22 protein-coding genes and 1 tRNA gene are annotated in these 23470 nt (G+C 43.3%); 7 read left to right on the forward strand and 16 right to left on the reverse strand.

What is annotated here, in order from left to right:
- Nucleotide 1: 1 nt before the first annotated feature.
- The 3 genes from ABDV94_RS10885 to ABDV94_RS10895 all read right to left on the reverse strand — a co-directional run bounded on the left by ABDV94_RS10885 (nucleotide 2) and on the right by ABDV94_RS10895 (nucleotide 3110).
- Nucleotides 2–1675 (reverse strand): DNA cytosine methyltransferase, encoded by a 1674-nt coding sequence (locus tag ABDV94_RS10885; RefSeq protein WP_343747204.1) that lies wholly within the window; start codon nucleotides 1673–1675, stop codon nucleotides 2–4.
- Nucleotides 1660–2082 carry a DNA mismatch endonuclease Vsr gene (gene vsr, locus ABDV94_RS10890; RefSeq protein WP_343747205.1) on the reverse strand — a complete coding sequence of 141 codons (423 nt, stop codon included), beginning with the start codon at nucleotides 2080–2082 and terminating at the stop codon, nucleotides 1660–1662. Before vsr ends, ABDV94_RS10885 begins: the two co-directional genes overlap by 16 nt.
- Nucleotides 2083–2291: 209 nt before the next feature.
- Nucleotides 2292–3110 carry a hypothetical protein gene (locus tag ABDV94_RS10895; RefSeq protein WP_343747206.1) on the reverse strand — a complete coding sequence of 273 codons (819 nt, stop codon included), beginning with the start codon at nucleotides 3108–3110 and terminating at the stop codon, nucleotides 2292–2294.
- A gap of 182 nt (nucleotides 3111–3292) precedes the next feature.
- Between ABDV94_RS10895 and ABDV94_RS10900 the strand changes: the two genes are divergently transcribed.
- A complete protein-coding gene (locus ABDV94_RS10900) occupies nucleotides 3293–3952 on the forward strand; it encodes a hypothetical protein (RefSeq protein WP_343747207.1) in 660 nt (219 codons plus the stop codon).
- Nucleotides 3953–3985: 33 nt separating this feature from the next.
- Here the strand turns inward: ABDV94_RS10900 and ABDV94_RS10905 are convergent, their stop codons facing one another.
- The 5 genes from ABDV94_RS10905 to ABDV94_RS10925 all read right to left on the reverse strand — a co-directional run bounded on the left by ABDV94_RS10905 (nucleotide 3986) and on the right by ABDV94_RS10925 (nucleotide 8550).
- Nucleotides 3986–5533, reverse strand: a complete 1548-nt coding sequence (locus ABDV94_RS10905) for a BBE domain-containing protein (RefSeq protein ID WP_343747208.1) — start codon at nucleotides 5531–5533, stop codon at nucleotides 3986–3988.
- A gap of 82 nt (nucleotides 5534–5615) precedes the next feature.
- The gene (locus ABDV94_RS10910) at nucleotides 5616–6278 is read right to left on the reverse strand and encodes a response regulator transcription factor (RefSeq protein ID WP_343747209.1); all 663 of its coding nucleotides are present in this window, start codon (nucleotides 6276–6278) and stop codon (nucleotides 5616–5618) included.
- A gap of 33 nt (nucleotides 6279–6311) precedes the next feature.
- Nucleotides 6312–7085, reverse strand: a complete 774-nt coding sequence (locus ABDV94_RS10915; RefSeq protein ID WP_343747210.1) for an ATP-binding protein — start codon at nucleotides 7083–7085, stop codon at nucleotides 6312–6314.
- Complete coding sequence (locus tag ABDV94_RS10920; protein WP_343747211.1) at nucleotides 7082–7777, reverse strand: hypothetical protein; 696 nt, start codon at nucleotides 7775–7777, stop codon at nucleotides 7082–7084. Before ABDV94_RS10920 ends, ABDV94_RS10915 begins: the two co-directional genes overlap by 4 nt.
- A 32-nt stretch (nucleotides 7778–7809) precedes the next feature.
- Complete coding sequence (locus ABDV94_RS10925) at nucleotides 7810–8550, reverse strand: hypothetical protein (RefSeq protein ID WP_343747212.1); 741 nt, start codon at nucleotides 8548–8550, stop codon at nucleotides 7810–7812.
- A 245-nt stretch (nucleotides 8551–8795) separates the two neighbouring features.
- On the opposite strand from ABDV94_RS10925, the gene ABDV94_RS10930 reads away from it, so the two are divergent.
- The gene (locus ABDV94_RS10930; protein ID WP_343747213.1) at nucleotides 8796–10259 is read left to right on the forward strand and encodes a hypothetical protein; all 1464 of its coding nucleotides are present in this window, start codon (nucleotides 8796–8798) and stop codon (nucleotides 10257–10259) included.
- 517 nt (nucleotides 10260–10776) lie between these two features.
- A complete protein-coding gene (locus tag ABDV94_RS10935; protein ID WP_343747214.1) occupies nucleotides 10777–11034 on the forward strand; it encodes a helix-turn-helix transcriptional regulator in 258 nt (85 codons plus the stop codon).
- Between the two features lie 68 nt (nucleotides 11035–11102).
- Here ABDV94_RS10935 and ABDV94_RS10940 read toward each other — a convergent pair whose 3' ends face one another.
- The 6 genes from ABDV94_RS10940 to ABDV94_RS10965 form a co-directional block, all read right to left on the reverse strand.
- Complete coding sequence (locus ABDV94_RS10940; RefSeq protein ID WP_343747215.1) at nucleotides 11103–11357, reverse strand: hypothetical protein; 255 nt, start codon at nucleotides 11355–11357, stop codon at nucleotides 11103–11105.
- 83 nt (nucleotides 11358–11440) lie between these two features.
- Nucleotides 11441–12184, reverse strand: a complete 744-nt coding sequence (locus ABDV94_RS10945; protein ID WP_343747216.1) for a hypothetical protein — start codon at nucleotides 12182–12184, stop codon at nucleotides 11441–11443.
- A 424-nt stretch (nucleotides 12185–12608) separates the two neighbouring features.
- A complete protein-coding gene (locus tag ABDV94_RS10950) occupies nucleotides 12609–13418 on the reverse strand; it encodes a hypothetical protein (RefSeq protein ID WP_343747217.1) in 810 nt (269 codons plus the stop codon).
- A gap of 42 nt (nucleotides 13419–13460) precedes the next feature.
- Nucleotides 13461–13760 (reverse strand): hypothetical protein, encoded by a 300-nt coding sequence (locus tag ABDV94_RS10955; protein WP_343747218.1) that lies wholly within the window; start codon nucleotides 13758–13760, stop codon nucleotides 13461–13463.
- A gap of 298 nt (nucleotides 13761–14058) precedes the next feature.
- Nucleotides 14059–14541, reverse strand: coding sequence for a hypothetical protein (locus ABDV94_RS10960; protein ID WP_343747219.1), 483 nt, complete (start codon nucleotides 14539–14541; stop codon nucleotides 14059–14061).
- A 413-nt stretch (nucleotides 14542–14954) separates the two neighbouring features.
- A tRNA-Met gene (locus tag ABDV94_RS10965) sits at nucleotides 14955–15027 on the reverse strand.
- 353 nt (nucleotides 15028–15380) lie between these two features.
- On the opposite strand from ABDV94_RS10965, the gene yiaA reads away from it, so the two are divergent.
- The 4 genes from yiaA (at nucleotide 15381) to der (ending at nucleotide 18837) form a co-directional block, all read left to right on the forward strand.
- Nucleotides 15381–15782, forward strand: a complete 402-nt coding sequence (gene yiaA / locus ABDV94_RS10970) for an inner membrane protein YiaA (protein WP_343747220.1) — start codon at nucleotides 15381–15383, stop codon at nucleotides 15780–15782.
- A 76-nt stretch (nucleotides 15783–15858) separates the two neighbouring features.
- The gene (locus ABDV94_RS10975) at nucleotides 15859–16413 is read left to right on the forward strand and encodes a hypothetical protein (protein WP_343747221.1); all 555 of its coding nucleotides are present in this window, start codon (nucleotides 15859–15861) and stop codon (nucleotides 16411–16413) included.
- A gap of 183 nt (nucleotides 16414–16596) precedes the next feature.
- Nucleotides 16597–17472, forward strand: coding sequence for a GTPase Era (era, locus tag ABDV94_RS10980; protein ID WP_343747289.1), 876 nt, complete (start codon nucleotides 16597–16599; stop codon nucleotides 17470–17472).
- A 54-nt stretch (nucleotides 17473–17526) separates the two neighbouring features.
- Nucleotides 17527–18837, forward strand: coding sequence for a ribosome biogenesis GTPase Der (der, locus tag ABDV94_RS10985; protein ID WP_343747222.1), 1311 nt, complete (start codon nucleotides 17527–17529; stop codon nucleotides 18835–18837).
- A 312-nt stretch (nucleotides 18838–19149) separates the two neighbouring features.
- Here der and ABDV94_RS10990 read toward each other — a convergent pair whose 3' ends face one another.
- Complete coding sequence (locus tag ABDV94_RS10990; protein WP_343747223.1) at nucleotides 19150–19791, reverse strand: MBL fold metallo-hydrolase; 642 nt, start codon at nucleotides 19789–19791, stop codon at nucleotides 19150–19152.
- A complete protein-coding gene (locus tag ABDV94_RS10995) occupies nucleotides 19792–23457 on the reverse strand; it encodes a PKD domain-containing protein (RefSeq protein WP_343747224.1) in 3666 nt (1221 codons plus the stop codon).
- Nucleotides 23458–23470: the final 13 nt, after the last annotated feature.

The raw sequence follows: 23470 nt of genomic DNA on the forward strand, positions 1-23470 counted from the left end.
TTTAAAAGGTTTGTTGCCTGATTACTTCATTGGGTTGGTTATTTTGTATGGGAATCTGAGTAAATATCTCTGCCACAACCTCCGCTATCTGATACGCCAAGTATGGAGGAACAGCATTCCCCACCTGGTGAAACTGTTGTGTACGTCCGCCACAGAAATAATAATTATCAGGGAATGTTTGTACACGGGCGGCTTCTCTCACTGTAAAACTCCTGCTTTGTTTCGGGTCATAGTGGATGAAATAATGCCCATCTTTGGATATGTGACTTGTAATTGTAGTCGCTGGTATATCCGGCAGCTGCACCCTGAAACGATCTGTAAATTTTCCTGATTCGGCATTTTCATGGTCAGGCATTAAACCCTCTCCAGCATCCCGGTAATCTTCAAGACGTGGAAAATTACCATGCAATTCTGTATAACGACTGGCAAACATATATCTCTTGATATCCTGAAGTAGATGTTTACGTGATACATGATGAAGTATCCCCATGAGATTATTGTCCGAGTACCAATTTAACAAAGGGTGATCTGCCGATAAACCATAATCTTCCCCTGGAAGAAATTCTTTTCCTAAAGTCTTAGGAACAATTAATTGTTCTTCTGTTTCATCAATTCCAAGGATATAATTAATTTGATTATTAAATTCCTCCATATAAGCTGACCACTCTTCAAAGCAATCCTTTACTTTTTCATAGTGTCTCTTTTTTTTAAAATGACCATCTTCATATATCTCCATCGTAAAATGAGTAAACCTACGAGTAATGCCACTTCGGATTTCTGGTAGCCCTCCAATAACAGAGAACAGAGATACTTCCTCTCCTTTTTCAAGAATACGCTTAGGGGCCGGAATATCCTCGCGGATTCCTAATAAAATAACCCTGTGCCTTTTTTGAGGTATTCCATACTCTTCAGACTTAATAATAAAGTCATTATGATTAAAAACCGGATTCCCCGCTACATCATAACTATCCGGAACCTGAGTGAGTGAATATATGCGATAACAAACATGTGGTTGGTTGTTATCCTCTATCTCTCCTTCAGAAATACAGGCTCCTATCGGGTCGGAAAGATCTTCCAGAATTTTATTGAAAATCAGATTTTCTTCTGTTTTGGCGGATAATATCCCCTTTACATTTTCCATCACAAAAGCTGCAGGTTTATGAACCGCAATTATTCGTAAATACTCTTTATAAAGACCAACCCTTTTATCTTTTGTCTCGTCAAGTATTTTTTCCTGCCTTCTTGATCTTCCAACCAATGAATATGCCTGGCATGGAGGACCTCCAATTAAAACCCAATTAGTTCGCCCCTCCAATGCAGCCTGAATTTTATTATCAATCTCTTCGTTCGTTAGCGGATTGGTATCTCCTTCATCCGGATCCCCCAATGTTCCGCAACAAGCTTCCAACTCACTAGAAGCAGCTTGTTTTGGAAATCTGTTATATAACTCATCAATGGTAATTTCTCCCCTAACAAATGAATAATAGTCTTTTGGTACATGACCATTAAATTCTCTGAAAAAACTTCTAAGTTTTAACGTTTGGTGAGCACAAGAGTCTTTCTCAATGGAAAGTTTAATTTTAAACACATGTTCCTCATTCTCATTTAAAACAGAAGAAAAACCCTCTCCAAGGCCACCCGGACCCGCAAAGAGGTCAATTACAGGTATTGGCATATTTTAGTATATAAATCAGTTAATGTTTTGTTTCTTTTTTCCGGCTTGAGTTCACATTCCCAAACAATCAGCGAAGACCACCCCAATTGATACAACTTCAGGATAGTTTCATCATCATGCTTCACTGTCTTGCCTATCTTCTCCAACCACCATTCTGTTCGTGTTTTTGGTACAACAAAATATTTGCATCCTTCATGACCGTGCCAGAAACAGCCGTGAATAAAGAGCACTACGTTGTATTTTGGGAAGACCAGGTCGGGTTTTCCCGGAAGAGTTTTGTCATGCAATCTGTAACGCAGTCCTTTTCCAAACAGAAATTTCCGCACAAGCATTTCCGGTTTCGTGTTTTTAGAACGAATCCGGCTCATGTTGTAGCTTCTGGTCTCTATGGAATGTACGTCTGACATTTTTTTAAATGCACACATTTCCGCAAACAGTGGAATGTGCCTATAAAAATAGGTAAGATAACGAGATAATTAAGAATCTGTAACTGATTTTTTGCCCACCCTTTAACACTTTTCAAATGAAATCTCCTGATTCAATCAAAAAAGGCCAAATACACTAGCTGTATCCGGCCTAAAGACAAAATTCAAAACGCTACAGTTGAAAAAATTCGTTATGCCAAATCATAACCGAAAGTTGCTGCATTGCATGGCGGACAGAGGTGTGACCGGTTTGCATACTTCCCCGTAAAAGGGCCCGGAGTGTGGGGATGGTTGTCTGGGGACGAAATGAGAATCGCATGTTTTACAGGGTTTATTTCCTGATGTATAATCTTCTGGATACAATTCGACAATCCAAAGATGGTGCTGTTATTTTCTTCCATCACCGTGTAAATTGTCTGGAATGGGAAAACAACCTCTTTGACATCCACCCCATCACGATACTTTTCATGGTTTTCCGTATCACTGTGTTTGATAAGAATTTTCTCCCTGTAATTTTTAACAAACCGATCCCTTTCAGCAGGTGTTGCCGGAATAAATTTATTAGTTGCGTCAAGCTGAAACAGTTCTGATGGATTAGAATCCGCACGAATGAATTCATGATTATTTGAGTTTGGATAATAGCCGTTCCAAATCAAAACCATTGGCTGAAAGATCGGGTGAATCTCGAAGACTCCAGTGCTGACTTCTTTACTCCCCAAAATAATTTTCAGTACTGTAATGTATTTTTTGGGTGTAGCCGGTACATAATTTAATATCAAATTAAACAGTACGTCCAGCTCGGTTTTATCAATCATTCCATTCCCAATAGGATAGGGTATTGGCTGAGCATTTAATTGCAGATACGCTCTGCAATTCATAATCCGGTTGTTCGCTTCGGCAACATCCACATCTGCCAGTTCCAGGCTAAGTTGATCTTCATTCTGAATCGGATCAAGAAACTCATGGAGTTCGATAAGCTCTTCAAATGGAGTAGCAATTACTTTAATCATGTTTAAAAATTTAATTGGTTTCACGTTTCAAAAGTCTGATAAACAATTACTCAGATCAATTTTTGCACGTGATACTATTCCCCTTTAAACAATAGAAAAACACTGGCTTATTTCGGGGAAACTACCCTGGTAACCATTAATTTCTTTTAAAATCTTTGCTCCCTAACTTTAAACAATTCATAATGGAAAAATTCATTACACTCGTAACAGCTCTTCTCACTTTGAGCTTAATTTCTGAACGGGTTATTACCTGGTTTAAACTCTATTTGGGACAAGAGGGAAACAAATTGCTTCTCATGTCTGTAGACAACAAGGCCTATTTAAAACAGGTAGATGATCCCACCAATCCGGTTCGGGAGCAAAAAATTACCGGTCTAAACATCATTATTTGCATCCTCATTGCTCTACTGATGAATGCCAATGTCTTTGATTTTCTTCGCGAAAAAAATCCAACAGAAAATTTGGGCTGGAAAAATTTCTATACGGACAGCAAAACTCCGGATTCCTCAAAGTCTAAAATCGCCTATACCAAAAGTGAAGCTCCAAAAAAAGAGAATTGTGATACTTTGAACTGTAAATCCCAAACGGGTGATACTGAATCTCCGGGAAAGAAAAAACCAGTTACGTTTTACATCGTTTTCTACTCGATTGTCGGCTGCACGCTCACGGGTTTCTGCATGAGCCTGGGCTCCAAATTCTGGCATGATCTGCTGGATCTGCTCAATTCCATTAAAGAACTACGCAAAAACAAAGTTCTGCAGGAGGCGAAAAACGTAACTCCTCCAAAACCAGAGGAGACGAAGAAAGGCCCCCAGGGTAATCCCGAGGGCAATTCCAACTAATCAGATCCGGTAAAGTCTGCTAAGAAAGCAGCATCACTCCACCGGGATCGATTGAAAACTATTGAAGTAATTGGTCGGATCCCAATGCTTTTTCACTTCTTTCAAACGGGGAAGATTTTGACCGAAATACAGTTGCAGAGCACCTTCCAATCCTCCGGACAGATTCAAATCAGAGTCGGGATAATTGTAATAGCAGCCATCCACATTATCCGTCGGATCGAAGCGGGGATTGGGTGTTCCGCCTGTTTTCCTGTAAACAGCCGTATAGAAGTCATTCATCCAATCCAGGAAAGCCGCATCGTCTTTTTCTTCCGTCCAATAGGCCTGATACTGTAATTTCAGCACAGAAGAACGCTGAGGAATTGCCGTTGCGGTTGGAGCGACCTCGTTAATTTGGCCTCCATACGTATCTATCTGCAATAAACACTGTGACATATCCTGCGGTGTAAGTGTCGGCGGAACCAATTGGAGGTATTCGTATATGGTTTCGACCTGATCCATCGGGAATCCTTTGCGCATATAGGCCGATTTGTATTTTCCGCGTTGGTTGGCCCCCGAACCGTTTAAGGTTTGAACCGCTTCATAAAACGTATAGCTCAAAGTATGGGCTGCCGGCTGAACAAATCCGCCTAAGTGAGTGACCGAAGGGGTCGTTGTGAGCTTGTAGGCCACGAATCCGCCAAGATCGTGAAGCAGCGTGTCGATATACCGCCCTTTAATTTCAGCAGGATCTTCGGATTGTAAAACAGCGGTTTGGATGGTCATGACGATTTCTCCCTGGGATTGATGATGCAATGCCAGGATTCCAAATTGCCTCCAGTTAGCAGGATCTTCGGCGATTGCTGTAAACAAATTCAGAACGGAAGACAAAATCTCCGGTGTGAGATTACTCCATTCGATACTTAATTGCGTGATAAAAGCAGAAACAGGACTGTCGGGTAATTCCTTGAAGTAATAGCGGGTAATCACCCCGAAATTCCCACCTCCGCCACCACAATGTGCCCAAAAGAGGTTTTGTTCATCCGGATCTGTAGATTCCCTGGAAACGTATTTCAACGCTGCCGGTACATCCGGTCCTTGTTTCACCACCACGTCAACTCCTGTCAGCCAGTCGACCGTTAATCCGTTCAGGCGGGACAATAACCCATAACCACCTCCGCAGATATGTCCGCCCAAACCAACCGAATAACAGGATCCGGCCGGGAGCACCTTTCCATAATCCCGGAAAAGGCTGTTGAATGCGCTCCAATTGGTTCCTCCCGAATCCAGGTAGTATCCTTTTTGGGAGTCATATCCGTAACCATTTAGCGCAGATACGTCGATGATCGCTCTGGTTTTCGGACTGAACACAAAGTTCTCGTAGCAATGTCCGCCACTCTTGATTTTGACATCTCTTCCGTATAGGGAGATTGCTTCCTCCAAAGCTGCTTTAGCTCCTTCTGCGGAATAACAGACGTAGACCATTTCGCAATGGGCTGCCTGCCACCGCTGGTTAAATCCTTGTAAAAAACTGGGAAATCGTGGATCTGTTGCTGAAACCGGGTATTTGGAAAAACCCTGTAAGTTGTTTTGCTGGCTCATGTGAATAGTTTAATGGCCGAAAGATATCATTTTTAGACTTTCACGGATAGCTCCTATTCTATTTTATGCAAAATCGCCGGGATTACAACTCTTCAAACAGCTGATGTTTTAGCACAAACAACACCAGTCCCGTTTTGGATTTGATGGCAAATTTGTCGAAAATCGCTTCGCGGTAACCGTCTACGGTGCGGGCACTCACCTGCATCTGGTCGGCAATTTGTTCGTAGGTGTATTCTTTTTCGTGACAAACCAGGCGGAGAAATTCGCGCTCCCGGTCGGTGAACTGTCCCAAAATCTTGTCGCGCTCGGAAGGTTTGGGAGGTTCCACTTCTTCTCTGAGGGAAAGCGTCAGGAATTCGTTGTGGTAATACCCGGTGTTCAAAATGGAATGCAGCGCGTCTTTCAGTACTTCGGCACTACAATTTTTCTTCAGGAATCCGCGAACACCGTTCCGGAACAGGCGGATAATGGTTTGCTCGTCACTGTCGAGTGTGAGGATGAGAATCCGTTGATCATTGCCGGAGTTTTTCAACTCCTGTACCAACTCGGAACCGTTCATTCCGGGCATGTTCAAATCGACAATCACCAAATCCGGGTTTGGCTGCATGGGAAGGGCTTCCAGGAAAGCGGTTCCGGAATCAAATTGGGCCATAACGGAATAATCTCCCAATTTCTCGATTAATTCTTTTAGTCCGTTCCGGACAATCACATGATCATCCACCAGAACAATTCTTCGTTTATCCATGAAAAGCAGCCAGTTAACCAGTTTAATCTGGTACTAATGTGGCAATTTTTTCAGAATATAGGTAGTTCCTTCCCCAATTTTTGTGTGAATCGTACATTCCAACTGGGCCAACGCGGTTCTTTTCAGGATATTGCGGAGTCCGGAACCTTTGTTTTCCCTGAAAGTTTCTTCGTAATCAAAGCCTTTTCCATCGTCCCGGATGCACAGTTCGAACTGCTCAGAATCTGATTTCAGGGTAATCACGACCTGCTTTGCTTCCGCGTGTTTCATTACATTCTGAATGATTTCCTGGAAGATGCGGAAAATCATCAGTTCCTGGTCACTTTTGAGCGGAGTTCCGGTAACCTCATCCTCTATCCGGGCAACAAAGCGCTTCAGTTTATTCAAGCGGTCCACTTCCAATTTTAAAGATGCAAGCAAGCCGCTGTAGGAAATGAAGTCATTGTTCAGGGTTTTACTCAGCAAACGCAGCTGTTGCCGCACTTCTGCGAGATAGATTTCGAGCGGTTTAAACGATTCCTGGTTCTCCGGATCATCCAGTTTCCGGTTTTCAATTTCAATGTGCATCGCCGTAAGCAGCTGCCCGATGTTGTCGTGCAATTCGTTGGAAAACTGGCTCATCACGTGTTCACTCACTTCTGCTTCTACCCGGCGCAGTTCCTGCTCAAAAGCCAGTCGTGTTTCCGTGAGTTCATGCTCCTGGCGCATCCGCTGGCGGTTGGTCATAAAAAAAGTAATCACAATTCCCGCAATCAGAAGCAGAATGAGCAGTGTTGCCGCAACAATACTTAAAATAATATCGTTCATACGTTCAGGGTTTTCTGTTTTGTTTTTCGATAAATCAACCAAAACGCAAGTGCCAGTAAGAGGTAGCGGAGGTTTGCCAGTACTCCGCTGATTAAGTAGTATAAAAAGGTATTTGCCTCCGGGTTTTCGGTTTGCAGGTAATTCATCATCGAAACGTAGGGAACACTGCATGCGAAGTACATCAAAATACCCAAACAGGCCCATTTTTCAGGAGAACGCCACAAACGCACACTGGTTTGTTGTCCGAAAGTGTACAAAACCAGGGAAAAAACCAGGGTAATGAGCATACAGGCGGTTACATCGGCGTAATTCAGGTAGACTTCAAATCCTTGCTTCCCGATCTGGATTCCCAGCACCAACAGGAAAAGCGAAAAGGCCCCGGCACTTACAAACGTCCGAAGCGGTTTAGGCAATACAAACCAGGCCGCAGTAAAGAGCAACCCGGTTTCGATTATGAGGTGAATATTCATCAGCCAGCGGTTATCCACTTCCTGTCCTGCCGACTGCTGGCTCCAGGTGACCGAATAGGAACCGGCATAAAACAGGCTCCAGATGATTACCTGCAGCAACAGGGTTCTGAAAAAACGGTTCATCGATCGATACGCAAGAAGCCCGGTAAAAACGGCCAGTGATAAACACGTGATTTCTGTGAAGAGTGTAAGCATGTCGGTTTCAATGCGGTAGTGAGACATGCTAAGATACTGTTTTAAGTTAGAACTTTTTCTTATGCCAAATCAAACCCGAAAATCGTACTGCATGGCGGGCAGAGATGTGAGCGGTTGGCGTATTTAGCCGGCGCTGCCTGATGTTCTTTAATCGCTTCGCCGCTAAAAATGAACATGTGTTTGATGGGGGAAGTCTGATCCGATCTGATTTCGCGTATTCCGTTTGTTACAAAAAGTGTTTCAGACGGTGTTTCATCCAGCAACTTGTAAATTAACTGAAACGTTACCAAACAAGCCGTTACATCATGAGCCGCGTTAAAAGGATCATAATTTGCTCCTCCAATGGTGTGGATGAATGACATGTCTTTTCTGTAATTCGCAACCAATTTGTTCTTTTCTGCTTCAGATACAACGGCAAAATCATTCCCGTCGTAGATATAATAGTTCCCATATCCCGTATCCTGAATCACATACCGATCTTTTTGCGCAGATCCATCGTAATCCTTCCAGTCCAAACATACCGGCTGATAAATCGGGGTAATTTCCGTGCTTGTTTCATCAGTAGCCATAAAAACAAGTAAACCGGTAATATACTTCCCAATAACTTGTCGCTTGCCAGTTACCTCATTAAAAAGAGGTTCAAACTTATTCATTGAAACCTGATCGCACAAAAGTGGCTTCACATACTGATTTCTCAAACGCAGATACAGATGACATTTTATGACATGATCGTATGCATCCGGTTCATCCAGAATAGACATCTGGAGATCAATGAGCGATTCGTCTAATAAACCGTTCAATGAACGATGTCTTTGCACAAACGGGATAACATTTAAAGGATTCGACAGCATAGTTTTAAGAGTTAAAAGTTTCCCAAATGTGTTTCTTTTCAATTTACTGTCAAACTTTTCTCCCCGTGATTTTCCCCCTTTCGTACCCGGGAAAATCCCCGGATTCTCCTAAAAAAGCAAAAACAGGTATTTCTACTCTCTTCTGCATGCGGGCTTTGCCCTATTTTCGATTGAATTCTTAATTACTTCTATTCATGAAACAACGAACATTACCTTTGCTAGGAGGATTAGCTGTTATTAGTGCCTTGATACTAACCAACTGTGGTTCCGACGGAGAACCCGGAAAAGAAGGCACCTACAATGACAATGCTTCAGCTTCCTCACCCGATTCACTCTGTATTGTCAATCCAAGCTGGTTTCCCCACGCCCAGACTCCTGCTCCCGCTGAAGGAAAAGGAAGTCCGTTTGATGCATCGAGTACTACCAATCAAATCTTTCACCAGTGGTCATGGAACAAGTTCCTGTGGCTGACCAAGCCGGATAAGGGTGGAAATCCGCTATTCCTGAACACCTCAAAAGTAAAGCAGGTTACTTCAACCATGTTACCAATTTCTGTTCCTGACAGTACGTTGGTTGTACTCCAGGATACCGCACAGGCAGGAAGCAGTGCCCTTCTGCAAACCAACCCCGGTTACAACAACGGAGTTGGCGGGAAGGTTTATTATTCGATTCATATGAATCCCCTGATGTATGATGCGGCAGTTGCTTTTGGACTAGGAATCAAAAACGGAATTATCAAGCCGACCAACGATAAGGTATTTCCGGTAGGGTCTTTCGAACTGAAAGTAGCTTGGGTTCCAATTTCAGCTATTCCCCAATCGAAACAATCTTTATATTATACAACTACTGCGTCACTTTCTACCAATGCCGGTAAGAGCTTTACGAATACGAAAGTTGCCCTGATCGGGATGCACGTAGTGGGTATCGTAGAAAATCACCCGGAATTTATCTGGGCTACTTTCGAGCATGATGACCTTTCTCCGGATTATGATTGGAAAGCAAAATCAGCAAGCTCCGATTTAGACCAGCTTTTGTTTAAGAAAGGTTCAGTTACAGGGATCGGGGGAATCACGTACAATTCAACTTCTCAACTCGGAAATACTCCAAACCAGGTTTTTGATTTATTCCAATATGGCGTTCCTCTAGACAGTGATGGTAATTTCATGATGAATACTTCCCAATCCGGATCTGCTGAATTTCAGAATATTGACGGGATCAATCAATGTGTCAAATCGCAATTGGATGATGTTTGGGCAAATTACTTCTACAACGGATCCATCTGGTTGAACATGGACGGAACAACGCATGCACAACAAGCACAGATTATTGATAGTCTGGGGAATAATATGGGGAATGCAACTACAGGAAGTTATGCCCGGGGAAGTCTCAACTGCGCCAATGTAACTATGGAAAGTTTCACCCAGACCTTCGAAGACTCCATTCAGGCAATTAATGTCAATAACCTGGTCAACTGTTTTACATGCCATTCTTCGTCCCAAAAAGATAAGGCTACTAAGCAAACAATCACCTCACCGTTATACATCAGTCATGTTTTCAGGGATTATGTACGTCTGAAACAAGGAGCGACTCCGAAGCAAATAGAAGAGTTTAAATCTGCTGAAGAACAGCGCATTCTCAAATTCGTGAGGGCGAGATAAGTTCTTGCTCCAATACAAGTAATATGAAAGCGCGGCTGTTATAGCCGCGCTTTTTGTTTGTCAAGACCATTCTTCAACCACCAAAGACTCGTTTTGTCTTTAAAAACACATCCCAATCCGACCCATTTTTGAGCACAGAAAGCCGTTTGGAAGGACAGAATCCAACAATGAAAATAAAAACAGTTAACTATCTGTTTTTCAATGAAATAATTTGTAATTTTTGAGATTAAAATAGCGAAAACTGTAAAAGGCATAGAGGATGTTAGAAACCTCTATGCCACTTTACCACATATCCACCTCTTAACTACCGACCGTTGTCAGTTGCGCTCTCTCAGGGAGGGTGGAAGTTTCCCTTTTTCAGTTGTTAGGAGTTGGAGTAGATTGTAAAAAACTAAAAATTACCTAACCATTATTTACGGCCTAAATATATAAAATAAACCATTAGGTTGGTAACTTTTTGGTTGTTTATCTTAAAGTTGTTTACTTTTTGGTTGCTTTCACGTTGTTTTGTATTAGTATGAACAAAGAAACAGAGGCGGAAAATGGTCAAATGAATGGTGACCAGGAACTTATTGAATTAGGAAAAAGAATAAGGGCCTTACGGATTGCCAAAGGATATAGAAGTGCAGAGAAATTTGCACTCGACCACAACTTGTCTCGCGTTCATTATGGTCGTTGGGAATCCGGGAAAAAGAATATCACCTATAAGAGTCTGCTGATTTTAGCTCGTGCACACGGAATGACATTACCGGAGTTTTTAGCGGTCAAATTATAGAACAGATAGCGGGAGGATAATACATAAAACGGCGCTTCTGTCAATCGGGTGATTGTTGAAAGAGTAAATTACTTTCCAGGGTTAAAAGCATCTTTAATCATTTGCATGCTTTTGTGGAATTTTTCTTCGATCTTTTTATCCTGTTCGGCTCTTTCTGCCCAACTGTTGGTTACAACGGGGATCGACTCCGTGGATCTGAATGCGACGTGAACACCTGGTTTCAGTTCGCGCCAGACAGGCATTTGTGCTTCGTCATCCTTCTTTTGATTCTGACGAGTCGATTTTTTCACCGCACTATCCTCGATTCCCACGATCGCTTCCATGTTATATGTATTTATATGATAACCCATATCCTAAGACTCTTTCTAAATTAATTGTTTTTTAGCAATAAAACACCCGAAAAGTGTTAAATTACTGCAACCATATCCGTCAGGGTTTCCATTGTTGAATAAATCGCAGCTTTTTTCGTTTCGTCGTCGATCAGAATCCCGCTATTCAGCATCCGGCTTTCAACGGATAAAACACCCAACACTTTAATCCGCTGTCTGTCGGGCAGTGTTTCCCTTAAAATAATCGGGCAGGAAGCCACCATCGTAATTTTATCTGTAAGCCGGACCTGTGCAGATGTGAAGTTAAATTCCTTTTCAAAGTTGTGGCTGGCAGCTTTCATTTTCTCCAGGTCGAACGAAAAAAAATCTTCCTGTTCGTAAGCCATGCCGCAAACTCCTTGCTTGGTGGTAATTTTCAAGCGCTTGTTCACATGGTTTCTACCACATTCCCACACCACATCAAAAACCAGCGGGAAAAACACGATTCTGCCCGGCTGGATGCAAAACAATTTCCTTCGGGGTTTCATCACGTTAAAGCTGACATCAATCCCGGAGTTCGTTTTAATCGTTTTAATGGACTCCAGTGCTGTTTGTGTAAACTTCTCCCAGCGTTCCTTATTGCGTTCCTGTAATTCCTTGTATGGCGTCCGGTAGGTCATGAAATGATTCAGTAATGACGCTGCAATCAGGAAGGCGGTAATGATGGTAGGACCGTATTCTCCCAGGTATTCGGTAATGCTTTTTTTGACATCACTGATGTTGACAATGATGACGGCAATACCAATAAGCGGCATTAAAAAATTATAGATTAATTTTTTCATAATGATTTTGGCGGTTTATTAAACGAATGGCGATTAGATTCTAAGCAAATATACTCCTTTTAAGCGAATATTTAAGCGTTGATCCGAAAGTTCTTTCGATAAAACGTTTTGCGTTTCGTCTTATTGTAAGCAAGATACGAAAGATCGGTTACAAAATCCCTGCCATACTGCAGACTGTACAACTATCTTGCAAAAATGATTTATAATTCGTAACTTGAAGAAATGAAGTACATCTTAAAATATGTTTTCAGCCGTTCCTTTCGCGTAAAGGAACGACGTGATCTGATGCGTCAGGGCATTGGAATTTTAATCCTATTGGTATTGGGAATATTGGCAGATCAATAACATTTCTGCACATTAAAAAGGCCGTCGGGAATGACGGCCTTTTGTTTTTGGATGGCTTCCAAATCATGGAAGCAACGTATTAAAGCATTTTTTGAGGCAATACAGAAGGTAACTTGAGTTCTGGAATGGTTACGTACCGACAATTAATGTTTTTAATCTCTTCGCCCTTTATTATAAACCCATTACCAGGTATTTTATACTGAGTGTCTTTGCAAAAAATTTTATGATTTGAAAATTCTTCCAAAGGAGTCCTCGTAGCATCCGTAATACGGATAAATTCCAGTGATCCATCTTTTTTTAAATTATAGTCCAGAAGATAGCCGCTAAAGATTATTGGAGAATGATCTATCACGCACAAAACATCAACAATCGTAGATATTTTCTTTACGATCTTGATTCCATCTTTAGACCTTTCAAAAGCCTTGTCTCTCCCAGACAACATGTAAAACCAATCATTACTAAACCTTAAAATACTATATTGAACATCTAATCCCAGTTCTATGACCTTTTCGCGTGTATAATTGCCTAACCAAATACCAAACACACAACTAACTAAAGAATATACCAACATCTGAAGAACTTCGTTTGGGCCAGGAGGGGTATGTTCAATAAAAATTTTATTATAGAGTTCTCCAATATTTATCCCAAGGTAATTTAGCTGGTTAAATGACCATGAAATAAAACAAAGGGAAAGAACTCTAAAAATGATATACATGATGGCATAAATCACTATTGATATTGGAGTTCCCCACAATAAAAATATATGGAGACTGCTATCCTGCAAATCTCCCTTTGTACTTACCCAATATCTTCTCAGGAAAGCAAAACCAGGCAGAAGTAATAGTAAAACAAATGCTGTAGCCAGAAGGGCAGTAGAAATTGAAGGCAATGTGATAGTGATTTATGAAGTAAAAAGCTAGTTTCTGCTCATTCAGTAAAAACTAATGTTCTTTTTGTGTTTATTTAAATCCGGTTTAGTAATACCCTTTAACTTATAATAATCATCATCCGGAATAAATTCTATCAAATATCCATCTTCAACTATTGCATAAATATGCTCTCGTAATTCCTCATCATCAATCCAATCCGCAAAAATCTCAGCTTGGTGTTGATCCACTCCGACAACGTTCCTCATGAAGTATGCAAGTTCACGTGGAAAAGAATCAGTTGGATCCCATTTCACATGGTGGAGCGATCCTACTCTTTTTTTATCTTTTTCAATTGTAATCATGATATGGACTTATCGTTTAAACAAGATACTAAATCTCCCTGTATTTAACATGAGTTTTTATGTGAATAGCTCTCTTTACTTATTAAACAGCTAATGTACAATATAGATACGATTGATTATCTATTTCGTTACACATTCAATCTGTTAATTAATCTTATACGCCATTCTATGCTAAGAAAGACGAAAAGAAAATACTGATTAGCATACATTTTTTATACAAAAAAAGGTTGCCGAAATCTAGCAACCTTTTCAATATAAACGATAGCCCTAAAATCCCAAACAGATTCCTTTAAAAGGACTACATCGGCTGAATGGTTTCCACCGCTTCACACATTGGCGTGATTTGCTCCAAAGTCAGCGGAGCAACGCGCTTGTCGTAGAAGCGGTACAGTTTTCCTTCGATCTCGATGTATGATTCGAAATGCACCATCTCCCGACCCATCATGCTTTCTTTGTAAATGACGGAATGCTCTTTTGTAGAAATCAGTTTTTTGTCCGGATCCGCTGCAATATTTGCTTTCAATTTGTCGAGTGTCATATCATACGCCGACTCTACGGAAATCACGAAATTGGTTCCGGAAATGTAATAGCTGTACGTTTCTTCTACCGCTTTCACTCCTGCCGGAACAATCATCGTAGCGTTGATTTCAATTGGAGCAAGGCTGATGCGTTCCTTACCTGCAGGAACAGCCGTTTTAGACGTTGTTGTTCCGCCCTGAGCAGAAACGTAAGTCGTGCAACCAAGCGTTGCAAGGATTGCAAATGCAATAGCTTTCTTCATGATGTGTGTTTTAGACCGCAAAGATAACGCTCACCGGTTAATGAGGTGTTAAGCGGGAGAGATAGTTTGTAAACGCGGGAAGATAGTTCATAAACGATGGTTGAATATTTAGGTTATCGGGGATACTAAGAGCAGATATCTATTTTACGGATTCTTTCAAACTGCTGATGTCCTGTCGTCTACTGTATATGGCATTATTAAAACAAATTATATACGATTGATCAAATATATCCAAAACAGGAAGATTGAAAAGCAAAAAAGGTTGCCAAATTTGATAACGGTATAACGATTCGATGACACTCTCGCTCTCAATTCTCACACTAGAAAAAAGCGTTTCTCAGAACGAGTGCGAGAGTGAGGCCAGAGGGAAAGAAAAAAGCGTCACTACTTTCGTAATGACGCTTTTTTCTTTGTAGCGGGGACACGACTCGAACGTGCGACCTTCGGGTTATGAGCCCGACGAGCTACCAACTGCTCCACCCCGCAATATATCTTTTGTTTGATTCTTGCTATTTCTTGTTACTAACAGTCGTTTCCGTTAGTGGAGTGCAAAGATACGCACTTTTTATCAATACGCAAGCTTTTTTTGAAAAACTTTTGGATTTCTTTCCTAATTCAGCAGCCCAATACCTGGATTATCCGGTAAATGGAGTCCGTTTTTCTATTGTTGTAAATCTACATCCAAATTATAGGTAACCGCGCTAACGCTTGTTACTTTATCGCAAGCTGACGCTTGCTCTTGTACGGAAAATCGCAACTGGGTCTGTTTGAGTACTGCTAAATCATGTTACTAAAATAGTAGCAACACGCATCTTTGCTTCAACTTTAAAACTTGAAACATGACACAGAAACCTTCATTTGCATTCATCGCTGCCAGCTGGGTAGCTTTCGGAACAGGCCTGATCGGATACCTTACCGGCGTCTTCAGTAACCCGGATTTACACTTGAGTGAGAAGGGATATTATTTCACCATCATTCTATTCGGACTCTTCTCCGTCATCAGTGTGCAAAAAAGCGTACGCGACCGCCTGGAAGGAATTCCGGTAACGGACCTCTATTACGGAATCTGCTGGTTTTGCACCATTCTCTCCATTGCCCTGCTCGTAGTCGGTTTGTGGAATGCCAACATGTGGGGAAGCGAAAAAGGATTCTTTGCCTTTTCATTTGTCCTCGCCCTGTTTGGTGCCATCGCCATTCAAAAAAACACCCGCGATTCCTTATCCAAAGAGAAACCATTCTAAATCCCGAATATCCATAAAAAGCTTGTTTGCCTTCGGGCAGACAGGCTTTTCTTACCTAAACTAAATTCTAAATAATATGAACCGTTTTTTCTTTATCGCTATCATGCTGCTGTTCGGAAGCAGTGTTTATTCCCAATCCTCCAGTGAAGAATGGGACGATTATTTCATGCCCGGAATCGGGTACAAGGTCTACACTCCGAAGAATCACTCCAAACTGGGCGTTTACCAGGGAATTGTGACCGAATTTGTGATTTACGCCAGTGCCAAAAACCAGGTTTCACGCATGAGCGGACCTGCACGGGTGAAGACCTACGCCAACCTGAGCATCTTGAAGAGCGACCAGGATTCGGCACGAAATATTTTCAACGTCAACTTCGGGCTGAATCTCTCTTTTGAAGGAAAATGCAACCGCAAGTACCTGATTCCGTACTTCGGACTGGAAGTGGGCGGATTGTTCCAGCGCAACTATTCCTCCATGCAGTTTACTCCCGTTGCCGGGGTTCAGCTGTTCTCCAATAAACGGATGATTTGGAATGTCCAGGCCGGTTACAATTACACGGTCAAATACTTCGAAGATTATTCCGGGATGCAGTACTCCACCACATTCAACCTGCTTTTATGGAATAACTGATCCGGAATAACTCCGGCGCTTTGCGCTCTTTACGGTTAATAATGAAGCCTAAAGAGCGTAAAGTGTTCTCACACTCTTAACCTAACATTCAGAGCAGAACGGTTTCACAAAAAAGCCTACAATTCAGAGACATTTGCAACAAACAAAATAAGAAACGTATCTTTGCACAAAAATTTCTGAATGATGTCTCACAAATCAGCTTTCGTAAACATTGTTGGAAGTCCGAATGTCGGCAAATCAACGCTTATGAACGGGTTGGTGGGCGAAAAGCTTTCCATCGTTACCTCCAAGGCGCAAACGACCCGGCACCGGATTCACGGGTTGGTGAACGGAGACGACTATCAAATCGTTTTTTCCGACACTCCCGGAGTGGTCAATGCGTCCTACAAGTTGCACGAGGCGATGATGAGCTATGTGGAAAGTTCCTTCAAGGATGCGGACATTTTATTGTTCATTACGGATATGAGTGAAAATGAAATGAACCACAAGGAAACCCTTGAACGAATCGTAAAATTGCGCATTCCGGTCCTGTTGATCCTGAACAAGATTGATTTGGCCGACCAAACAAAACTGGAAGAACGGGTACAATACTGGAAGGAAAAGGTTCCGAATGCAGAAATTATCCCGACTTCCGCCTTGCATAAATTCAACATCGATGTGATTTGGAACCGCATCCTGCAGTTGGCTCCGGAAGGTCCGGCTTATTTTGACAAAGATGAGTTATCCGACCGCCCGATGCGTTTCTTCGTTGCAGAAATGATCCGTGAAAAGATCTTTCTACACTGCGACAAGGAAGTCCCTTACGCCTGCCAGGTGGAAATCGAATCGTACAAGGAATCAGAGAGTATTGTCCACATCCGGGCACTGATCATCGTGGAACGCGATTCTCAGAAAGGAATCATTATCGGGAAAAAAGGCGATATGCTGAAACGGATTGGTCGCGATGCACGCCTCGACATGGAAGCTTTCCTGGGTCAGAAGGTGTTTTTGGAAACGTTTGTCAAAGTGGACAAAGACTGGAGAACCAGTGAACAAAAATTGAAAAAGTACGGGTACTAAAACCCGGGATTATCTATAACGCAGTGCTGTGAAGTACGTCTAAAACAACAAAGAATGGGAAATATTATTGCCATCGTAGGACGACCGAATGTCGGTAAGTCTACCCTCTTCAACCGCTTAACAGAAAGTTCCCACGCCATCGTAAAAGAAGTTAGTGGTGTGACACGTGACCGGATCTACGGCCGTGGAGAGTGGAACGGAATTCCTTTTTCTGTCATTGATACAGGTGGTTACGTCAAAGGTTCGGAAGATATTTTCGAAGGTGAAATCCGCAAACAGGTGGAAATTGCTATTGAAGAAGCAAATGTGATTTTGTTTGTGGTAGATGCTACCACCGGAATCGTAGACCTGGACGAGAAAGTGGCAAACCTCTTGCGCAAAACGAAGAAGAAAATCCTCGTGATTGCCAATAAAGTGGATAACAACGACCGCATCGGGATGTCGGCAGAATTCTGGTCTTTCGGACTGGGAGATGTCTTCGACCTTTCCGCGGCAAATGGTTCCGGAACAGGAGAAATCCTGGATGAGGTAGTGAAATACTTTGACAAGGAGGATCCGCGCGGCGAAGAAGAAGCAAACCTGCCTCGTATTGCCGTTGTCGGGAAACCAAACGTGGGTAAATCTTCCATGATTAACGCCCTGACCGGAGAAGAACGCAACATCGTAACCAATATCTCCGGAACAACCCGCGATTCGATTGATACACGCTACAAATCCTTCGGCTTCGATTTCATGCTGATTGATACGGCAGGAATCCGCAAAAAAGCGAAAGTAACCGAAGATATCGAGTACTACTCTGTCTTGCGCTCAGTTCGTACCATCGAAAATTCCGATATCTGTATTTTCATGATCGATGCAACGGAAGGAATCCAGAAACAGGACCTGACGATTTACTACATGATCGAGAAAAACCACAAAGGTGTGGTGGTATTGGTAAATAAATGGGATTTGGTGGAGAAAGACACCATGACGGCTGTAGAATACGAGAAAAAACTGAGAAATGATCTGGCTCCTTTCAACGATGTTCCGATCATTTTCACCTCGGCTATTACCAAACAGCGGATTCACAAAGCACTGGAAATGGCTATGGAAGTGTATGAAAACAGAACCAGAAAAATTTCTACGTCCGAATTGAATGATGTGTTACTACCGATTATTGACAGTAATCCGCCGCCATCGCTGAAAGGAAAATATGTGAAAATCAAATATGTTCAGCAGCTGCCTACGCATGCTCCTGCTTTTGCATTCTTCTGTAACCTTCCTCAGTATATTCCGGATTCGTACAAGCGATTTTTGGAAAACAGATTACGTGAAATGTACAACTTTGAAGGGGTTCCGGTTCGAATCTACTTCAGAAAGAAATAAGAGAAAGCATCGCTTTCGATAACTGACAAACGGTAGTGCAGTCAAAAGCATCGCTTTCGATAACTGACAAACGGTAGTGCAGTCAAAAGCATCGCTTTCGATAACTGACAAGCGGTAGCGCAGTCAAAAGCATCGCTTTCGATAACTGACAAGCGGTAGCGCAGTCATAGAAGTACACCTTTTCAAGAATTAAAAAGTCCCGATGATCATCGGGACTTTTTGCTTTTTACTTATTCCTGGATGCTACTATTTCACAATTAGTCGATTCTTAGAAATTGCCATTTCGCAATTTTACGAATCTGCGCATTTTTTCTAAAACTGTAAGATATAATTCGTTCGTTTTTCTTCTCCGATCGTAGTCGTCGGGCCATGTCCCGGATACACCACCGTATCATCCGGCAGCGTAAAAATCCGCTCGTGAATGGTCTTCTTCAGCACGTCCATCGATCCGCCCGGCAAATCAACCCGTCCGAAACTTCCCTTAAACAGGATATCCCCTCCGATCAATGTTTTGCTGGCAGCGTGGTAAAAAGCCACATGACCCACCGCGTGACCCGGGCCGAAAATAACTTCCAGTTCCAGGTCTCCAAAACGCAAAACCTGTTTGTCTTCAATGAAAACAGTAGGTTCCGGAGAAGGAACATAAGCAACCAATCCGTACATCTGGGCAGAGCGTTCTGCAAAACTCAGTGTAAACAATTCTTCTTTGTGAGCCATTAAAGGGACATCAAAGGTATTTACACAAAAGGCATTCCCGGTAACATGATCGATGTGACAGTGCGTATTCAATACAGCATGCACTTTCAACTGGTTTTCCGCGATGAAATCCACCCATTCCTGTTGCTCAAAACGCTCGTAACAGCTTGGATCGATGATAACCGCATCTCCCTGGTCATTGTAAACAACCGATCCATTTTGCTGAATCGGATTTCCGGTAAATACCTGAACTTTCATTTATCTGAAAACGTTAATATGTCCCTTAAAGGTATGCTTTTTATCGCTAACTATTTCGCGTGTTTCCAAAACCCAGTTATAGATTCCCTGCGGAACAATCAGTCCTTTGTACGTTCCGTCCCATGAACCTTTCGGGTCATGACTTTCCCAGATTTCCTCTCCCCAGCGGTTAAAGATCCGCAGATCAAACTGGTAGATATCGATTCCGTCAATATACAGGAACCAGGTCTGGTTGTGCTCATCACCATCCGGCGTAAAGGTATTCGGAGCATATAAAATCACGTCACTCAGAACCACTGCAGTATTTGTAACCGAATCCACACAGCCGTTGGCATTGGTAACAATCAGTGTGATGTTGTAGTTTCCAACCACTCCTTCCGGCAGTTTTACGCTCACATCTTCCAGTGAAGACGTAGCAGGAGTTCCGCCCTGGATCAACCAGTTGTAGCTCACTACGTCTGAAGAACTGTTGTTTTGCAGCATGATATTCGTCTCAAAAATCGTCGTTGGATTCGGAGAAATATTGAACGCCGCAAGCGGGTTTCCATATACCGAAATTTGGTTCGTAAAGGTATTTGTGTACACACAGCCACTGTCGGAAACAGAGGTAATGCTGACCGTGTACACGCCCGGGGATTCATAGGTATGCGAACACGTATCCAATGCATTGGTCGTAATTGTTGGTGTTCCGTCGCCAAAATCGATAACACTCGTCACCACATTCCCCGGACCTCCGGTGTTGTTTGAGAAGATCACGTGATGCGGGAAACAACCGTCGGGATCATCCGGAGTAAGCACCGGAACCAAAGGCTGAGGAACGACAATCGTCATGAAAGCCGTATCTGGCATCGAACCACAGGCTTCCGTCAGAATAACACCGTATTGTGTTGTTTGAGTCGTTGTCACATTGATTGTTGACCCTACACCTGCAATTCCCGTAGTGGTGAACCACGTATACGTATAAGGTGAAGAACCTCCGGATCCCACAGCGGTAATCGCGGAAACATCTCCCGAACACACAACCAGGTTCGGAGTAACCGATGTAATGACCAATGCAGGTGGTTCGGTGATCACGAAATCCACGGTGTCGGTACAACCGGCAACATTGTAAACAATCACCTGGTGAGAACCAGCCGCCAGTCCGTTAATGATAAACGGGTTCGGAATCGGCGTGTTCGGACCGTTGTCGAATGAATATTCCGTAGCACTTGTCACAGTCAGTGTAACAGAGCCATTCGGAATTCCGTGACAGTTTGCAGGAGTTGGAACAGCAGTCACCGATGGAGTAATCTCCGTTACCGTAACAATTGCAGAAGAAGTACAGCCATTTGAATCCACCGCATAGGTATATGCTCCCGGGTTCATCGTCACCGGATCGTAAGGCATGTTAACCGGAACTCCCGCAGGATTTGTCCAGCTTCCGTTTACAGATGCTCCCGGCCCTAAAAGTGGGAATAAATCCGTTGGGGCGCCCTGAGAACAGATCGTCAGCGTATTGTTTGCTCCCGGATAAGCGGAAGCAGAAATATTCACGTTTACATCATCTGTAGTAGCACACAATGGGTGTCCGGTAGGATACACCGTCAGGGTCAGTGTCGTATTCCCGGAAACAGATGCCGTCGGATCCAGGATACCCGGATTCGAAACCGCAGTAGGCGGCGTCCATTCGTATGTCAGGTTCCCCAAACAGTTTCCTGTCAGGTTGTGCACCGCCGTCGAAGGACTTCCGTTTGTTCCGTCAGACAATACTACTGTTCCCGAAGGATCTACGACCTGGTAGGAACATTCATTCAGGAATGATCCGGCTCCGTCAAACTGAACCGTGAAAGCTGCTCCGTTCGGGATCGAAAGCGTATAGGTCGAGTTCATCCCGGTCGGAATGGTGAAGGAAGAAGAAACACCGTTTACAATCACAATCAGGGAATTTCCGTTCCAGCCGTCTCCCCAGGAATCTACGAGGTTAAAAGTATAGTCGCAGCTCATGTTTCCACCAACAACGTTTCCATCCAATTGAACCGGCGTTCCGTTACAGATTGTCACATCCGGACCTGCATCTGCCTGCGGATTCGCATTGATCGTTACATTCACGGTTGAATCGTGCAGACATCCGAAGTTATCAATCACCACATACGTGTAAGTATATGTTCCGGCAGCAGTCGGGTTCACCGTCAATACATCTCCGTTCGGAGACATCGACGCGAAGTTAGCCGGCATGACCCAGTAAGAAGAATCACTTCCCAAACCGATCTGCGGTTCGTAAACCGTTACAGGAGGATACAAAGAAGGATCGAGGTTGATGTCGAAAGAGAATAAGGTTCCGTCGTCTGCCGCCCAGTTGTCGATCACCGTCAGCGTCCAGATTCCATTCAGCGGACATCCGATCAGGTTGTTAAACGATTGCACCGGAGCGTAGTTTCCTGCAGGGATTGTTCCCGCAAAACCGTTGTTGTTTACCCAGTCGACCCAGGTTTCCGTCGCTGTCGGCGTGAAGCAATACGTATATGGAATCCCCATCGTTGTAGGATCACTACAATCCACGTTATCAAGCGGATTCGGTTCCCCGATCTGGGTTCCTCCTCCACCCTGCTGGTGCAGGATTTGGTTCTGTCCGTTCGGACATTCAACAATGATCACCAAATCGCCCATGAACGAGTGCTCCAACCCCAGACACAAGCTCTGGATATCACTTAGCTGTGTAATGGTAGAACCTGCGGCAAAACCGGTCTGCATAATCTGCACATCCTGGGAAACTCCCAAAAGGGTATCCGGTAAACATCCGTCGTCGATTGTTTGCGACCCGGTGAAACCGTTCCAGGTAACTTCATAGGAATCGGGGTCGGTGGTGAAGACCACATTTTCTCCCAAACAAAGCGTTGTATCGCCCGGGAAACCTTCGAATGTCGGAATCGTGGCAACAAACACCTGTAAGTCGATCAGGTTGGTATTTCCACAACCGTTATCATCTGTTACGAATAATTGTACGCGGTATTGTCCCGGTACACTGAATGCGTGTGAAGCAGTTGCACCTGTTGCGGTATTTCCGTCCATGAAATCCCATTCGTAGTTTGTCAACGTAAAACCCGGTGCCGCGTAAGACGCAATTCCGGTGAAATCGACCTGCTCACCTACACAAACGCGTGTACTGTCGGCTGTTTCACCACCCACAATGATTCCTGCAGCTGTCGGAGTAGCACAAGGCGTCGTACAAGTCGCACTCGCTGTAAACATCCCCGTTCCGGTCGTATTCGAACGGAATCGCAGCGTGATACATCCCGACGGATTCAAAGCTGTTGCCATAATAACCACACCCTGTAGCTGGTTTCCGGAGTAAGTACCCAAAGTAGGCGCAGCTGTAGAGTTTCCGTCGTAAACGTCCATGTAATCCACGTTCGTAATATTCGGCGCCGGGTTATCGTCCACGGTACTCAACTGAAAGAGGTTAAATACAACCGAGATGATGTCTCCCGGGGTATCGGGACAAATCGTAATAACAATCGTTTCATTGTTTCCGTAGCCTGGCCCACCCTGGCCTCCGGAGTCGATGATAAATCCGTTACAGGTACTGAATGTTTGGTTGTTACTTGCAGCAGACATTGGAATCGTCATTTGCTGCGAAAAGGCAACATGCGTCAATAAAACTATTAACGCGGCAAGAAATTTCTTCATAATGATATCAGGT

Origin of the sequence: Fluviicola sp., from assembly GCF_039596355.1 — a bacterium.
GTDB lineage: Bacteria > Bacteroidota > Bacteroidia > Flavobacteriales_D > Crocinitomicaceae > Fluviicola.

Coding starts and splice junctions, on each gene's coding strand:
- vsr (WP_343747205.1), bottom strand. CDS start 2,082: ATGTCAGACGTACATTCCATAGAGACCAGAAGCTACAACATGAGCCGG.
- ABDV94_RS10905 (WP_343747208.1), bottom strand. CDS start 5,533: ATGAGCCAGCAAAACAACTTACAGGGTTTTTCCAAATACCCGGTTTCA.
- ABDV94_RS10885 (WP_343747204.1), bottom strand. CDS start 1,675: ATGCCAATACCTGTAATTGACCTCTTTGCGGGTCCGGGTGGCCTTGGA.
- der (WP_343747222.1), top strand. CDS start 17,527: ATGGGAAATATTATTGCCATCGTAGGACGACCGAATGTCGGTAAGTCT.
- era (WP_343747289.1), top strand. CDS start 16,597: ATGTCTCACAAATCAGCTTTCGTAAACATTGTTGGAAGTCCGAATGTC.
- yiaA (WP_343747220.1), top strand. CDS start 15,381: ATGACACAGAAACCTTCATTTGCATTCATCGCTGCCAGCTGGGTAGCT.
- ABDV94_RS10920 (WP_343747211.1), bottom strand. CDS start 7,777: ATGTCTCACTACCGCATTGAAACCGACATGCTTACACTCTTCACAGAA.
- ABDV94_RS10960 (WP_343747219.1), bottom strand. CDS start 14,541: ATGAAGAAAGCTATTGCATTTGCAATCCTTGCAACGCTTGGTTGCACG.
- ABDV94_RS10975 (WP_343747221.1), top strand. CDS start 15,859: ATGAACCGTTTTTTCTTTATCGCTATCATGCTGCTGTTCGGAAGCAGT.
- ABDV94_RS10895 (WP_343747206.1), bottom strand. CDS start 3,110: ATGATTAAAGTAATTGCTACTCCATTTGAAGAGCTTATCGAACTCCAT.
- ABDV94_RS10990 (WP_343747223.1), bottom strand. CDS start 19,791: ATGAAAGTTCAGGTATTTACCGGAAATCCGATTCAGCAAAATGGATCG.
- ABDV94_RS10945 (WP_343747216.1), bottom strand. CDS start 12,184: ATGAAAAAATTAATCTATAATTTTTTAATGCCGCTTATTGGTATTGCC.
- ABDV94_RS10915 (WP_343747210.1), bottom strand. CDS start 7,085: ATGAACGATATTATTTTAAGTATTGTTGCGGCAACACTGCTCATTCTG.
- ABDV94_RS10940 (WP_343747215.1), bottom strand. CDS start 11,357: ATGGAAGCGATCGTGGGAATCGAGGATAGTGCGGTGAAAAAATCGACT.
- ABDV94_RS10910 (WP_343747209.1), bottom strand. CDS start 6,278: ATGGATAAACGAAGAATTGTTCTGGTGGATGATCATGTGATTGTCCGG.
- ABDV94_RS10955 (WP_343747218.1), bottom strand. CDS start 13,760: ATGATTACAATTGAAAAAGATAAAAAAAGAGTAGGATCGCTCCACCAT.
- ABDV94_RS10930 (WP_343747213.1), top strand. CDS start 8,796: ATGAAACAACGAACATTACCTTTGCTAGGAGGATTAGCTGTTATTAGT.
- ABDV94_RS10995 (WP_343747224.1), bottom strand. CDS start 23,457: ATGAAGAAATTTCTTGCCGCGTTAATAGTTTTATTGACGCATGTTGCC.
- ABDV94_RS10900 (WP_343747207.1), top strand. CDS start 3,293: ATGGAAAAATTCATTACACTCGTAACAGCTCTTCTCACTTTGAGCTTA.
- ABDV94_RS10935 (WP_343747214.1), top strand. CDS start 10,777: ATGAACAAAGAAACAGAGGCGGAAAATGGTCAAATGAATGGTGACCAG.